Below are 14,561 nucleotides of genomic sequence, written 5' to 3' on the forward strand. Positions count from 1 at the left end.
CATAAAGTGCTGTTGATGGATTGACGGGCAGATCGCTATCGGCCGTTTCCTATCGCGTCATCGGGCATCGACAGGCATGGCGTTCGCCGTGCGGGTCGATGCCTTCTGGAGAATCTCATGTGTCCCCCTAAACCTTTGCAGGTGCTCGGCGCCGTTGCGGCGCTGTGCCTGTCATTTTTCAGTGCGCTTGTGATGGCGGCTGGCATGGTGCCGCAAACCCCTGTCGTGATAGTCGATGAGGCATTGGGCGAAGCGACCCTCAACATCAAAAACACCGACGAACAACCGGCATTGCTCTACAGCACGATCGAACACATTGCAGAGGATGAAGAGCCGCTGTTGCTGCTGACTCCGCCCGTGGCCCGGGTTGAGCCTGGGCAGAGCCAACAGGTCAGGTTCATCTTGCGCAGCGCCAAACCCCTGGAAACCGAACGCCTCAAACGGGTGGTGTTCGAGGGGATCAAGCCCCGTCAGGGCGCCGACGGTGCGCGGCTCAGCCTGGGCGTGCGGCAGAACATTCCGGTGATCCTGCGTCCGGCCAACCTGGCGGTAGACCGCATGCCCTGGAAACATTTGCTCTGGAGCGTTGTTGGCGAACAGGTGCAGGTGAGCAATCCCGGTCCGTATGTGGTGCGACTCGCCAGATCGGTGAGTTTGATCCCCGGCGGCGCGATGCTGGATCTCGGACGCACCTACATCTTGCCTGGCGAAGTGCTGACACTCGATGCCGTGTCGACGCTGGGTACTCATGTGCGGATTTTTCCCGCGACGACTTATGGATTCGCGGTCGACAGCCATGATGCGCCGTTGAGTCGCCGGTAATGAGTCGCCGCAAGCCTTGGTATGGCGACTCACGTTGCTGGCTCGGTAGTCTGGTTCTGGTGATTGATGCGACAGGAAAAACCTGGGGCGAAACGCCGATCGAATTCGATCGCTCGGTGCTTGAGGCTCGGGGTATCGACCCGAAAGTCGCTGAGCATTTTCGCGACTCGCCCCGTTTTCAGGCCGGCCGTACGCGAGTCCTCTTGCAGGTCAACGGTTCGTTTGTAGGACAGGTGCTGGCCACCTTCGATGGTGAAGGCCAGTTATGCCTTGATGCGAACCTGCTCGATCACGCCGGTATCGCTGCGCCGCCAGGTTTACCCGACAGTGCTGACGACAAGGCGTGTTTACGGGCATCCGAAGGGTTGGCCGCAGGGCAAGTGCGACTCGCTCCAGGCCAACAGCTAGTGACGCTTTTGGTCCCCACTGATCTGTTGCTTACGCAGCCCCGACAGCAGCGAAACTGGGCATCAGGTGGCGTGGCTGGCGTCTTGAACTATGACGCGCTGATGGTTTCCAGCTCAGGCGCGGACGCATCCAGGCAGTATCGCAACCTGGGAACGGAACTGGGATTCAATGCCGGAGACTGGGTGGTTCGCAGTCGCCAGAATTACACTGCGTTCGACGGGGTGACGCGGTTCGAGACGTTGTACACCCAGGCCTCGCGAACCTGGGAGCGTTATCAGGCCAATGTACAACTTGGCCAGCTCAATATGCATTCGTCGCTGTTCGCCGGTGAGCCCTTTACCGGCATTCAGGTCCTGCCGGAAACAGCGTTCGTCTTGCGCAGTCAGGAGGGCCTCGGCGTCGGAACGGCAGTCGAAGGGATGGCTTACTCACCGTCGCGGATAGAAGTGCGCCAAAGTGGTGTCGTGATTTACACCACACTGGTTCCCGCAGGGCCATTCACCTTGCGCGATCTACCTCTACTCAGCCTTCAACTGGACCTTGAGGTCACGGTCATCGAAGACAGCGGCGAACAGCGCCACTTCCGGGTTCTGGCAGCCAATGTGCGTCCGCCGAGTGGGAGGACCTCACCGGGCTTCGCCATCGCGGCGGGCCAGGTACGGCGGTTCACCCATGACGAACGCGAGACGCCCTCGTTTTTTGCTGCCAGCAAGGATTGGCAGTGGGGCTCCGATTCGTTATTTACCGCCGGTTGGATGGGGAGCGGTGCCTACCAGTCATTGGGCTTGGGGGTGCAACAAGCCTTGACGCGCGACTCGGTGGTGAGCATTCAGCAGTTGAGTTCGCGTACAGCGTCAGCGGGGCAGGGCCAAAGCCTGCAGGCGACTTTCAGCACCTCGTTGGGCTCCGGTTTGTCCGCCAGCCTGACCGCCGCTCGGCGCAATAACGGGTTTCGGACCTTGGCGGACACGGGGCCGGAATCTCCGAGCGATGACCCTTATGGCCGGGCAGAACGTCATTGGGGGACTTCTTTTAATTATTCAGATCGGCGCTGGGGCGCGTTCAACGGTTCGATGACCCGCTATGCCATGACCGGTAGCCAGGATCGGTCACGGATCAGTGCTTCATGGTCTCGGGAATTCGGTGGCGCCAATCTGTCGCTGAATGTGCAGCGCGAAACGGGTGACGATGATCGCGGTACGGGCGTTTACGCCACCCTTGGCTTTCCCCTCGGGCAAAACCGTAGATTGAGGGTCTACGGTCGACAGGATCACCGGCAGGGTATGCGCACCGGCACACGCTACAACGAACAAGTCAGCGAGACCTCAAGCTACAGCATCAATGCCGAACGTGCCGATACCGGCCAGGCAAATCTCGACGGGCGAATCAGCCTGTTGCCTCGTTACACCAGTGTCGACCTCGGCTACTCGCGCAACAGTGTCGGCACTCGTAGCTATGACCTCGCGTTGCGCGGCGGTGTGGCCGTTCATGAAAATGGACTCACACCATCACCCTATGCGCTGCGCGATACCTTCGGTCTGCTGAAGGTCGGCTCCGATGCCGGGATAAAAGTCAGCACGCCTCAGGGGCCGGTCTGGACCGATGGCTCCGGGAGGGCGGTAGCGGCCAGCCTGCCGGCGTACCAGAGCAGCCGTCTGGAAGTAGACACCGTCAGCCTGCCGCGCAATGTCGAAGTGCTCAATGGTTTTCAGGAAATCGAAGCCGGACGCGGTGCGGTGCCTCGACTCGACTTCAAACTGAGCAGCGCTCGCCGGCTGATGCTGCATGTGCGCACCGAAGCCGGGCAGTGGGTGCCCAAGGGAGGCTCGGTGTACGACAGTGATGGCGTATACCTGACCAGTGTGGTCGAGGGCGGTCTGGTGTACCTCGCCGATGCCCCCGAGTGGCTTGGGCTGCAATTGACGTTGCCCGACGATCGTCGCTGCCTGCTTGAGTTCGACACCCGCCAGCTCCCCGAAACCACCGCGCCTTATCAGGCCGCCGAAGTGACCTGTCGGGCGGGTGACAGTTGATCCAGAGGACGTTCATGAAAGATTTTGTCAGGTTACTGTTGCTGGCATTGTGGCCGGTTGCGCTACCGAGTTATGCGCAGGCGGATTGCACGATGCAGCTCAATCCCATGGTGCTGGATTTCGGTTCGCAGACCCGTGATGGCTTGCAGGCGTCGAATGGGGGGGCGGCGCTGAGCTTCGGCAGTCGGCGGATGCACTTGAACGTGCAATGCAGTGAGCCGCAACCGATGGGGCTGCGGTTCGAGGCGCCGGCTGTCGACGCACAGCACTATCGGTTCGGGCCGGGCATTCTGCAGATGCGTCTGGTTTCTGCACGACTCGATGGCCAGACAGTCAACTGGTTTAGAGAATCCGATGGCGCGCAAAACGTAGCGCTGCTGCGGCCGGGTGATCGCATCCGACCCAGGCTCGACGGTCAGCCTCTGGCTGGCCAGCATTGGCGCCTGGAGCTGGACATCGAAACCCTCCTGTCTCCACAAGCGACACGCGTTCGTGAAATAACCCCGTACCAGGCATCGGGGCGATTTCAGCTGGACTGATCGTTCAGCCTTCAGCCAGCAATTTGATCGCTGCCGCACCGACCTTGCGCACTGCTTCTTCGATCTGCGGGCTTGCTTTGGCAGCGTAGTTCATCCGCAGGCAATTGCGGTATTTGCCCGAGGCGGAAAAGATACTGCCGACCGCAATCTGTACGCCTTGATCATGCAGCGCGCGATTGAGCTTCAGGGTATCGAAGCCCTCTGGCAGTTCGACCCACAGCATGAAGCTGCCCTGCGGACGGCTGGCGCGGGTGCCGGCGGGGAAATACCGGCTGACCCAATCGATCATCGCGTCGCGATTGCGCTGGTATTGCGTGCGCATCCGCCGCAAATGCGGTTCGAAATGCCCGGCTTTGAGAAATTCGGCAATCGCAATCTGCGGTTGCGGCGCGGTGCATCCGGTGCTGATGTACTTCATGTGCAGCACCCGTTCCAGATAACGCCCCGGTGCGACCCAGCCAATGCGCAGGCCTGGTGCCAGGGTCTTGGAAAAGGAACTGCAGAGCAGGACGCGGCCGTCTTCGTCGAAGGATTTGATCGTGCGCGGGCGTGGGTAGGTGTAGGCGAGTTCGCCATACACATCGTCCTCGATAATCGCCACGTCAAAACGCTGTGCGAGTGTCAGCAGCGCGCGTTTGCGTGATTCCGGCATGATGTAGCCCAGCGGATTGTTGCAGTTGGGGGTCAACTGTATGGCCTTGATTGGCCATTGCTCCAAAGCCAGTTCCAAAGCATCGAGGCTGATGCCGGTGAGCGGGTCGGTGGGGATTTCCAGGGCTTTCATGCCCAGGCCCTTGAGCGTCTGCATGGCCCCGTGAAAGCTTGGCGAATCCACGGCCACGATGTCACCCGGTTCGCAAATCGCGCGAATGCTGGTCGACAGTGCTTCGTGGCAGCCGGTGGTGACCACCAGGTCGTTGGCGCTCAACTGGCAACCGGAATCGAGCATCAGGCGGGCGATCTGTTCGCGCAGTTCGAGGGTGCCGTAGATGTTGTCGTAGTACAGGCCGGGCATGTCTTGCCGACGGCTGATTCGCGCCAGGTTGCGCAGCAGCGGTTTCATGGTCGGGGAGGTGATGTCCGGCATGCCGCGGCCCAGTTGCACGACATCCTTGCGCGGCACGGCGCGGATCAGTTCCAGCACTTGATCCCACTGCGAAATATCCACCGGCCGTTGGGCCGGTCGGCCAATCACTGGCAGCTCCGGCAGTTCGCGGCTCACGGGTACGAAGTAGCCGGATTTGGGCTTGGGCATCGCCAGCCCCACGTCTTCGAGCACTCGATAGGCCTGCTGCACGGTACTCAGGCTGACCCCGTGCTCGACACTCAGCGCCCGCACCGACGGCAATCGGTCGCCGGGCCGATAGAAGCCCTGTTCGATACGTGTGCCGAGCAACTCGGCGAGGTTGACGTAAAGGGTCATGGCGCAGTCTCGATGTGGGTGATTCGGGTAACCAATACAGATTGGGCAAAAATAAGCGATTCAGAGACCGAAACAGAAAAACTGTATGGAATTAATAGAGCTCTTTTGAATCTGTAATGCTTTTTGCCGCCCGCGCATCATGAAACCTCTGGCTACCCAAGTAAACAGGAGCAATGAAAATGAACGGCTTGAGCGATGTGCGGCTGACGTTACACAGTCAGGAACTGGCGGCAGGGCAAAAGAACGGCACACGCGAGGCGGTGATGCGCAACGCACCGTCCTGCCTGGGTCGCTGGGGCCTGTTCTGGCATCGTCTGCACACGCGCAAGGTGTTGTTGGAATTGACGCCGGAACAGCTCAGGGATGTCGGATTGAGTCGGGAGCAGGCGCGGGAGGAGGGGTTAAAGCCTTTTTGGCGGGTCTGAATATTGCGGCGGTTTATAGATCCATTCGCGGGCAAGCCTCGCTACAAGGTTGCGCATGACCTGTAGGCGCGAGGCTTGCCCGCGAAGGCGTCGACACAGACGCCGAAAATCTTTCAGACCAACTCTTTAAAACGATGCCACAACATCCCCAACGCCAACAGCGGAGAACGCAAATGCTTGCCACCCGGGAAGGTGATATGCGGCACCTTGGCAAACAGATCGAAACCACCACTGTGCTGGCCGCTGATGGCCTCAGCCAGCAACTTGCCCGCCAAGTGTGTGGCGTTCACGCCATGACCGGAATAGGCCTGGGCGTAATACACATTCGGCTGTTCCTTGAGTCGGCCGATCTGCGGCAGGCGATTGGCACCGATGCCGATCATCCCGCCCCATTGATAGTCGATTTTCACTCCGGCCAGTTGCGGGAACACTTCCAACATTTTCGGCCGCATGTAGGCGGCAATGTTTTTCGGGTCGCGTCCTGAATAATGGCAGGCACCGCCAAACAGCAAGCGTCGGTCCGCCGAGAGCCGGTAATAATCCAGCGCCGCCCGTTGATCGCAGACCGCCATGTTTTGTGGCAGTAATGCGTGAGCCTGTTCTGTGCTCAAGGGTTCGGTGGCGATGATGTAACTGCCGGCGGGCAGTACCTTGCCACCGAGTTCCGGGTTGAGATCGTTGAGGTAGGCGTTACAGCCCAGCACCAGCGTCTTGGCGCGAACCGTGCCTTGAGCGGTATGGACCTTGACCTCGGGGCCGTAATCGATGCGGGTCACCGCCGATCGTTCGAATAGTTTCGCGCCCAATTGCCGGGCGACGGCCGCTTCGCCCAGTGCCAGGTTCAGTGGATGCAGATGCCCGGAGCCCATGTCGATCAAGCCGCCGACATAACGGTCGGAACCTACCACGCTGTGCATTTCGTTGGCTTGCAGCAGACGGGTTTCGTAACGGTAACCGAGGCTGTGCAACTCGATGGCGTCTTCGGCGAAGCGATCCAGGTCACGGGTTTTGTTGGCGAGGTCGCAATAACCCCAGGTCAGGTCGCAAGGGATCTGAAAACGCTCGACCCGCTGTCGGACGATTTCCACCGCTTCCAGCCCCATCAGTTTCATCTGACGCACACCGTCCGCACCGATTACGTTGGCGAACTGATCGAGGCCATGGCCGATGCCGCGAATCAATTGCCCGCCATTGCGTCCGCTGGCGCCCCAACCGATCTTGTGTGCTTCCAGCAGCACCACGCTGAAACCCCGTTCGGCCAATTCGAGCGCGGTGTTCAGCCCAGAGAACCCGCCGCCCACCACGCACACGTCCGCTACCAGCTCGCCCGCGAGCGCCGGGAGGTCGGGCTGCGGCAAGCTGCTAGCGGCGTAATAAGAGGCTGCGTGCTGATGGTTCGGGGCGGGTTGCTGAACGGGGGCGTTCATGTTCGTCGTCCTGATGTTTGTGTTTGAAAAAGTTGACGGAGCATAAGCCGCGGCTTCGAACGCGGGCAACATCGGTCGGGTGGCGCTGTCTGGATCGGGGCTTTTGCGTCAGAATCCCGGTCTATTCCACATTCGGTCACCGTTTCGATGAGTTGCAACAGTCAGAAAATCCGCACGTTGCGCCAGCAGATTCCCTCCTTCGAGTGCGTGCCCGGCTGCCATGATTGCTGTGGGCCGGTGACCACCTCGCCCGAAGAGATGTCCCGCCTGCCGCGCAAGACCCGCGCCGAACAGGACGCAGCGATGGATGAGCTTAATTGCGTGCACCTGGGGCCTGACGGTTGCACGGTGTATGACGAACGACCGCTGATCTGCCGGCTGTTCGGTACCACCAAGACATTGCCATGCCCTAACGGACGACGGCCGGTGGAGCTAATCCATCCGCGGGTGGAGAAGCAGATTCATGAGTACATGGCCAGCACTCGGCAGGTGTTGGTGTAGAAATGGCGTTACTTCAGTTGGACCGAGTCGCTTCAATCGCAAGCAGGCTCGCTCTCACAAGGACACCGCTGTACCTGTGGGAGCGAGCCTGCTCGCGATAGCGGACGCTCAGACATGGCTGAATCCTCAATCCGGAATCGGCAGATTCAAGCTCTCTTTCACTTCTTCCATCACGATATAGCTCTTTGATTCGCGCACATGCGGCAGCTTGAGCAGGATGTCGCCCAGCAGTTTGCGGTACGAGGCCATCTCGGAAATCCGTGCTTTCACCAGATAATCGAAGTCCCCTGACACCAAATGGCATTCCAGTACGTGGGGCAATTTCAGCACCGCGCGTCGGAACTCTTCGAAAGTATCGCCGGATTTGTAGTCGAGGCTGATCTCGACGAACACCAGCAGGCTACCCTTGAGGTGCTGCGGATTCAGCCGGGCGTTGTAGCCCATGATGATCCCCTCGCGCTCCAGTCGCCGTACCCGCTCGGTGCAGGGTGTGGTGGAGAGGCCGACCTTTTCCCCCAGTTCGGTGAAGGAGATACGCCCGTCCGCTTGCAGGATCCGCAGGATGTTGCGGTCGATCTTGTCCAGCTCACGTTTGGTCTGAGTGTTGGTCCGCATAGGGGATGCGCCTCCGTGAAAAGGGTTTTTGCCGAGAATTGTCGCCAAATATAAGCACTTATATAGTGAAAAGCACTGGTTAATCTTTTTTAAACTGCCCACATCTTCGGTCTGCACACTAAACGTCAGCGGTAAGCCGCGATGAGGGATATGAAAATGCGCGTTCTGGTCTTGGGTAGCGGCGTCATCGGTACCGCCAGTGCCTATTATCTGGCACGGGCCGGCTTTGAAGTGACGGTCGTGGACCGTCAGCCGGCGCCGGCCATGGAAACCAGTTTCGCCAACGCCGGGCAGGTTTCGCCGGGTTATGCCTCGCCGTGGGCCGCACCGGGCGTGCCGCTCAAAGCCATCAAGTGGCTGTTGCAGCGTCACGCGCCATTGGCGATCAAGGCCACTGCCAATATCGACCAATACCTGTGGATGGCGCAGATGCTGCGCAACTGCACCGCCAGCCGTTACGCGGTGAACAAGGAGCGCATGGTGCGCCTGTCCGAGTACAGCCGTGACTGCCTCGACGAATTGCGCGCCGAAACCGGCATTGCCTACGAAGGCCGCAGCCTCGGTACCACCCAGCTGTTCCGCACCCAGGCGCAACTCGATGGCGCGGCCAAAGACATCGCCGTGCTGAAAGAGTCTGGCGTGCCGTTCGAACTGCTCGACCGCGCCGGTATTGCCCGGGTCGAACCGGCCCTGGCCAATGTCACCGACATCCTCGCCGGTGCCTTGCGCCTGCCGAACGACCAGACCGGCGACTGCCAGATCTTCACCACCCGCCTGGCCGAAATGGCCACGAAACTGGGTGTGGAGTTCCGATTCGGTCAGGACATCCAGCGCCTCGACTTCGCCGGTGATCGCATCAACGGCGTGTGGATCGACGGTAAGCTGGAAACCGCCGACCGCTACGTGCTGGCACTGGGCAGCTACTCGCCGCAACTGCTCAAGCCGTTGGGCATCCGGGCTCCGGTGTATCCGCTCAAGGGTTACTCGCTGACCGTGCCGATCATCAACCCGGCGATGGCCCCGACGTCGACCATTCTCGACGAAACCTATAAGGTCGCCATCACCCGTTTCGACAACCGCATCCGCGTCGGCGGTATGGCTGAAATCGCCGGTTTTGACCTGTCGTTGAACCCTCGCCGGCGCGAAACCCTGGAGATGATCGTCAACGACCTTTATCCTCAGGGCGGCGAATTGGCCCAGGCGAGTTTCTGGACCGGCTTGCGTCCGACCACCCCGGACGGCACGCCGATTGTCGGCGCCACGCCGTTCAAAAACCTGTTCTTGAACACCGGCCACGGCACGCTCGGCTGGACCATGGCCTGTGGTTCCGGTCGTTTGCTGGCTGACCTGATGGCGAAGAGAACACCTCAGATCAGCGCAGAAGGCCTCGATATTTCCCGTTATGGCAACAAACTCAAGGAGTCCGCAAAACATGTCAATCCAGCGCCAGCTCACCAATGAACGCATGAGCCAGATCGTCGTCCACAACAGCACTGTTTATCTGGCAGGGCAGGTCGGCGATGACATGAGCGGCGGGATTGAACAGCAGACCCGTGAAACCCTCGCCAATATCGAGCGCTTGCTGGATCTGGCCGGGACCGACAAGAACCGCCTGCTGTCGGTAACGATTTACCTGAAAGACATCGACGCGCACTTTGCAGGGATGAATTCGGTGTGGGACCAGTGGCTGCCAAAAGGCGTTGCGCCGGCCCGTGCTACGGTCGAGTCGAAGTTGTGCGAACCGCAAATCCTGGTCGAGTTGTCGGTAGTCGCCGCGCTGCCATGACTGCTCTGACGTAACTGCATTGAAGTAAGTATCCAGAAAGATCCCTCTCCCGGCGCTGTTGGCGGTTCACGCTGTCAGCCAGCGCCGGTTTTTTTTCCAATGACCGACTAGAAGTCTGCCGCCATGCGTCCAGCCCGTGCCCTGATCGACCTTCAAGCCCTGCGCCACAACTACCGGATCGCCCGTGAAGTCACGGGGGCCAAGGCCCTTGCGGTGATCAAGGCCGATGCCTATGGCCATGGCGCGGTGCGCTGCGCCCAGGCGCTGGAAGCCGAGGCGGACGGGTTTGCCGTGGCCTGCATCGAAGAAGCCCTGGAGCTGCGCGCCGCCGGTATCCGGGCGCCGGTGTTGCTGCTGGAAGGTTTTTTTGAAGCCGATGAGCTGTCGCTGATCGTCGAGCATGACTTCTGGTGTGTGGTGCATTCGCTGTGGCAACTGGAAGCCATCGAGAAGGCCGCACTGAGCAAACCGATCACGGTCTGGCTCAAGCTCGACTCGGGCATGCATCGGGTTGGGCTGCACCCGGCGGATTACCAGGCGGCCTACCAACGGCTTTTGGCCAGCGGAAAAGTGGCGAAGATCGTGCTGATGAGTCACTTTGCTCGCGCCGATGAGCTGCACTGCCAGGCCAGCGCCGAGCAGGTTGCGGTGTTCGAGGCGGCGCGTCAGGGGTTGTCGGCCGAAATCAGCCTGCGTAATTCGCCGGCAGTACTCGGTTGGCCTCAGATTCCGAGCGATTGGGTACGCCCAGGCATCATGCTCTATGGCGCGACACCGTTCGAAGAGGCCAATGCCGTGGCGTCCCGCCTGCAACCGGTAATGACCCTCGAATCGAAAGTGATCTGCGTGCGTGAACTGCCAGCCGGCGAGCCGATTGGTTACGGTGCGAAATTCATCACCTCCAAGCCGATGCGTGTTGGCGTGGTGGCGATGGGGTATGCCGACGGTTATCCGCGCCAGGCACCGAGCGGCACGCCGGTGTTGGTGGCCGGGCAGCGTAGCCAGTTGCTGGGCCGGGTGTCGATGGACATGCTCTGCGTCGATCTGACCGATGTGCCGCAAGCCGGTCTCGGTTCGCCCGTCGAGTTGTGGGGCAAAAATATCCTCGCCAGTGACGTCGCGGCGGCTGCCGACACGATTCCTTACCAGATCTTCTGCAACCTGCGTCGGGTACCGCTGCTCTATTCCGGGGCCTGACCCATAGCGTTCCTGACCGAAAGTCGCTTCGCCAAACAGGATTCAGGCCCAAGTGTTGTAAATACTGAACGCTGTCGCCATGATAACGCTCAATATTCCTGCAACCTGAATCCCTGGAGGCTCCAGCATTGGACGTCGGTGAACGACTGCAATCGATCCGTAAGCTCAAAGGTCTTTCCCAGCGTGAGCTCGCCAAACGCGCGGGTGTCACCAACAGCACCATTTCGATGATCGAGAAGAACAGCGTCAGCCCCTCGATCAGTTCGCTGAGGAAGGTACTGGGCGGGATTCCCATGTCCATGGTCGAGTTCTTTTCCGAAGAAATCCTGCAGGAAATACCGACTCAGATCGTCTACAAGGCCCACGAGCTGATCGATATTTCCGATGGGGCAGTGACCATGAAACTGGTCGGCCGGGCTCATCCGAGCCGGGCTATCGCGTTCCTCAATGAAATCTACCCGCCAGGCGCCGACACCGGTGAGGAGATGCTCACCCATGAGGGCGAAGAAACCGGAATCCTGGTGGAAGGTCGGCTGGAACTGGTAGTCGGGCTCGAAACATTTGTGCTCGAAGCCGGCGACAGCTACTACTTTGAAAGTACCAAGCCGCACCGTTTCCGTAATCCGTTCGATGCCCCGGCGCGACTAATCAGCGCAGCCACTCCAGCGAATTTCTAAGAGACACGGCGTCGTGCCCGGATTGCACAGATGCCCATGCTGTATTCCCGCCCGGTGATAAGACCCCTTCGACTTTGGGGTTGTTTCAGTGCGGCGGGCTTACCGCTATACTTGCGCCCGCCTGCGAACCGTGGCCGTGGGCGTGACTAGCCACCATTGAGGGTGTACGCGTGAACCTAATTATGAAAATGCTGGCCGCACCAGCAACCGTATTGGCCCTTTGGGCAGTCAGCGCACAAGCTGCGACCAACGACGATATTGCTAAACGTCTTGAACCCGTCGGCCAGGTTTGTGTGCAGGGCAAAGAGTGCAAGGGGATGGAAGTCGCCGCGTCTGCTGGTGGCGGTGATGCCAAAACCCCTGACTCAGTGATTGCAAAACATTGCGGTGCTTGTCACACCGCCGGTGTGTTGGGCGCACCGAAAATCGGTGATGCCGCCGCTTGGGGCGAGCGAGCCAAGAAAGAAGGTGGTGTTGACGGCCTGCTCGCCAAAGCGATCTCCGGCCTCAACTCGATGCCGCCAAAAGGCACCTGCGCCGACTGCTCTGATGCCGATCTCAAGGGCGCCATTCAAAAGATGTCCGGCCTGAAGTAAGCCCGGTCTTCAACGAAAAGCCGCTTTCGAGCGGCTTTTTTGTGCCTGCGATTTTTCCCTGAGGCTATGCTTTGCTGCAAATCCCCGGCAAGCTCGGTCCAACCCCAATGCATGGAACGGGCGGGAGGATCAGATGGTGCAGTTGTGTTCTATCGAGCAGGCAGTCGATGACGTCCTGGCACGGTTGCCGATGCATATCCACATGGGCCTGCCGCTGGGGCTGGGCAAACCCAACCATTTCGTCAATGCGCTGTATCAACGCATCGCGCAACTGCCCGAGCGGCAGCTGACGGTCTATACCGCCCTGTGTCTCGGGCGTCCGCCATTAGGCGATGGCTTGCAAAAGCGCTTCCTCGAACCTTTCATTGAGCGAGTGTTCGGCGATTATCCGGAACTGGATTTCCTCGCCGACCTGCATCGCGACAGTCTGCCGGCCAACATTCACGTTCATCAGTTTTTCATGCAGCCGGGCAGCCTGCTTAATAGCGCATCGGCCCAGCAGGATTACGTCAGCAGCAATTACAGCCATGCCGCACGGGACATCAATGCCGCTGGTTTGAACCTGATCGCGCAATTGGTCGCCAGCCACAGCGAGCATCCCGATCGCCTGAGCCTGAGCTGCAACCCGGACATCACCCTCGATCTGTTGCCGATGATCGCCAAGCGCCGGGCGGCGGGGGAGACGATCCTGATGGTGGGCCAGGTGCACAACGATTTGCCGTACATGCCCGGCGATGCGGAAATCGGCATCGACACCTTCGACCTGTTGATCGACGCGAAGGACAGCACCACGCTGTTCTCCACGCCGAACATGCCGGTGGGCCCCCAGGATCATTTCATCGGGCTGCACGCCAGCACGCTGGTGCGCGATGGCGGCACCTTGCAGATCGGCATCGGCGCCATGGGCGACGCCGTGACCGCGGCGTTGCTGGCGCGGCAGGCCGACAATGACGGTTACAAGGCATTGCTGGCGGATCTGAATCTCAGCCAATGGGCGCGGTTGATTGAGCGCGAAGGGGGCATCGAACCGTTCGCCAAGGGCCTGTACGGCTGCAGCGAAATGTTCGTCAACGGCTTGCTGGTGTTGGCCGACGCCGGCATCGTACGGCGCAAGGTCTACCCCGATGTACCGACCCAGCAACAGGCGAATGCCGGGACGCTGAACGAAGCTGCGCAAACCGACGGCATCTCGGTGCATGGCGGGTTTTTCCTCGGACCGCGCAGTTTCTACGAGCGCTTGCGCGAGTTGCCGCAGAGCAAGCGGCTCGAATTCAACATGACCCGTATCAGCTACATCAACGAGCTCTACGGTCAGGAAGAACTCAAACGTTTGCAGCGCCTGGACGCGCGGTTCATCAACACCGTTTTCACCATGACCCTGCTCGGTGCCGGCGTGGCCGATCAACTCGAAGACGGGCGGGTACTCAGCGGTGTGGGCGGGCAGTACAACTTCGTCGTCCAGGGCCATGCGCTGGAAGGCGCGCGTTCGATCCTGCTGCTGCGCAGTTGGCGCGAGTCGGGCGGTGAAGTCAGTTCGAACATCGTCTGGGAGTACGGCCACTGCACGATCCCGCGGCATTTGCGGGACATCGTCGTCACCGAGTACGGCATCGCCGACCTGCGGGGCAAGACCGACGCGGCAGTGATCGAAGCATTGCTGAACATCAGCGACTCACGCTTCCAGCCGGGGCTGATCGAGCAGGCGCAGAACGTTGGCAAACTGCCGAAGCATTTTCGCCTCGATCCGCGTTTCGCCGACAACAGCCCACAGCGTCTACAGGCCATTCAGGCACGGCATGCGAATCTGTTTCCGGAATATCCATTGGGGTGTGATTTCACCGCGCAAGAACGGGATCTGTTACGGGCACTGAACTGGTTGAAGAGCAAGTTCAAACTCACGGAGATTCTGGAATTGGGCAAGGCGGCGCTGGATGCGCCAGAACCTTCGGAGTTTCCCGAGCATTTGGAGCGGATGCAGCTGACGAATCCCGAGGGATTGAAAGAGGATTTGTTTCAGCGGTTGTTGCTGACCGGCCTGAAGGCCACCGCGCATTAACAGCCGCCACAAAAAACTGTGGGAGCGGGCTTGCTCGCGATGAGGTCATAACATTC

The 14,561-nt window shown here is 60.1% G+C and carries 14 protein-coding genes; 11 read left to right on the plus strand and 3 right to left on the minus strand.

The genetic code is table 11. The features are described 5' to 3' along the window. The first annotated feature begins 117 nt into the window (after window positions 1–117). Genes ACZ9BB_RS24830 through ACZ9BB_RS24840 form a run of 3 tightly spaced genes read left to right on the plus strand, consistent with a single transcriptional unit; the run spans window position 118 to window position 3,802 of the window. Window positions 118–822 (plus strand): fimbria/pilus chaperone family protein, encoded by a 705-nt coding sequence (locus tag ACZ9BB_RS24830; RefSeq protein WP_476217088.1) that lies wholly within the window; start codon window positions 118–120, stop codon window positions 820–822. Continuing rightward, on the plus strand, window positions 822–3,263 hold the full coding sequence (locus ACZ9BB_RS24835) for a fimbria/pilus outer membrane usher protein (RefSeq protein WP_476217090.1): 2,442 nt from the start codon (window positions 822–824) through the stop codon (window positions 3,261–3,263). Before ACZ9BB_RS24830 ends, ACZ9BB_RS24835 begins: the two co-directional genes overlap by 1 nt. Window positions 3,264–3,277: 14 nt before the next feature. Next, window positions 3,278–3,802 (plus strand): DUF1120 domain-containing protein, encoded by a 525-nt coding sequence (locus ACZ9BB_RS24840; RefSeq protein WP_476217092.1) that lies wholly within the window; start codon window positions 3,278–3,280, stop codon window positions 3,800–3,802. 4 nt (window positions 3,803–3,806) lie between these two features. Here ACZ9BB_RS24840 and ACZ9BB_RS24845 read toward each other — a convergent pair whose 3' ends face one another. After that, window positions 3,807–5,225: an aminotransferase-like domain-containing protein gene (locus tag ACZ9BB_RS24845; protein WP_476217093.1), complete on the minus strand. Its 1,419-nt coding sequence runs from the start codon at window positions 5,223–5,225 to the stop codon at window positions 3,807–3,809. Between the two features lie 179 nt (window positions 5,226–5,404). On the opposite strand from ACZ9BB_RS24845, the gene ACZ9BB_RS24850 reads away from it, so the two are divergent. Beyond that, window positions 5,405–5,650, plus strand: a complete 246-nt coding sequence (locus ACZ9BB_RS24850) for a DUF1127 domain-containing protein (RefSeq protein WP_476217095.1) — start codon at window positions 5,405–5,407, stop codon at window positions 5,648–5,650. 113 nt (window positions 5,651–5,763) lie between these two features. Here ACZ9BB_RS24850 and ACZ9BB_RS24855 read toward each other — a convergent pair whose 3' ends face one another. After that, on the minus strand, window positions 5,764–7,077 hold the full coding sequence (locus ACZ9BB_RS24855) for an NAD(P)/FAD-dependent oxidoreductase (protein WP_476217097.1): 1,314 nt from the start codon (window positions 7,075–7,077) through the stop codon (window positions 5,764–5,766). 147 nt (window positions 7,078–7,224) lie between these two features. On the opposite strand from ACZ9BB_RS24855, the gene ACZ9BB_RS24860 reads away from it, so the two are divergent. After that, complete coding sequence (locus ACZ9BB_RS24860) at window positions 7,225–7,578, plus strand: YkgJ family cysteine cluster protein (protein ID WP_476217099.1); 354 nt, start codon at window positions 7,225–7,227, stop codon at window positions 7,576–7,578. Window positions 7,579–7,704: 126 nt separating this feature from the next. Here ACZ9BB_RS24860 and ACZ9BB_RS24865 read toward each other — a convergent pair whose 3' ends face one another. Further along, window positions 7,705–8,193 (minus strand): Lrp/AsnC ligand binding domain-containing protein, encoded by a 489-nt coding sequence (locus ACZ9BB_RS24865; RefSeq protein ID WP_003206849.1) that lies wholly within the window; start codon window positions 8,191–8,193, stop codon window positions 7,705–7,707. Window positions 8,194–8,349: 156 nt separating this feature from the next. Between ACZ9BB_RS24865 and dadA the strand changes: the two genes are divergently transcribed. The 6 genes from dadA (at window position 8,350) to ACZ9BB_RS24895 (ending at window position 14,505) form a co-directional block, all read left to right on the plus strand. Beyond that, window positions 8,350–9,654, plus strand: coding sequence for a D-amino acid dehydrogenase (gene dadA, locus ACZ9BB_RS24870; protein ID WP_476217103.1), 1,305 nt, complete (start codon window positions 8,350–8,352; stop codon window positions 9,652–9,654). Further along, the gene (locus tag ACZ9BB_RS24875; RefSeq protein ID WP_476217105.1) at window positions 9,626–9,979 is read left to right on the plus strand and encodes a RidA family protein; all 354 of its coding nucleotides are present in this window, start codon (window positions 9,626–9,628) and stop codon (window positions 9,977–9,979) included. The genes dadA and ACZ9BB_RS24875 overlap by 29 nt, the downstream gene beginning before the upstream one ends. Window positions 9,980–10,102: 123 nt before the next feature. After that, complete coding sequence (gene alr, locus ACZ9BB_RS24880) at window positions 10,103–11,176, plus strand: alanine racemase (RefSeq protein WP_476217107.1); 1,074 nt, start codon at window positions 10,103–10,105, stop codon at window positions 11,174–11,176. A gap of 128 nt (window positions 11,177–11,304) precedes the next feature. Then, window positions 11,305–11,853, plus strand: coding sequence for a cupin domain-containing protein (locus tag ACZ9BB_RS24885; RefSeq protein WP_008073360.1), 549 nt, complete (start codon window positions 11,305–11,307; stop codon window positions 11,851–11,853). A 182-nt stretch (window positions 11,854–12,035) separates the two neighbouring features. Next, window positions 12,036–12,449: a c-type cytochrome gene (locus tag ACZ9BB_RS24890; RefSeq protein ID WP_476217110.1), complete on the plus strand. Its 414-nt coding sequence runs from the start codon at window positions 12,036–12,038 to the stop codon at window positions 12,447–12,449. 133 nt (window positions 12,450–12,582) lie between these two features. Beyond that, window positions 12,583–14,505 (plus strand): acetyl-CoA hydrolase/transferase C-terminal domain-containing protein, encoded by a 1,923-nt coding sequence (locus tag ACZ9BB_RS24895; RefSeq protein WP_476217112.1) that lies wholly within the window; start codon window positions 12,583–12,585, stop codon window positions 14,503–14,505. Window positions 14,506–14,561 lie beyond the last annotated feature (56 nt).

It is taken from the genome of Pseudomonas sp. TE3552 (genome assembly GCF_056278945.1).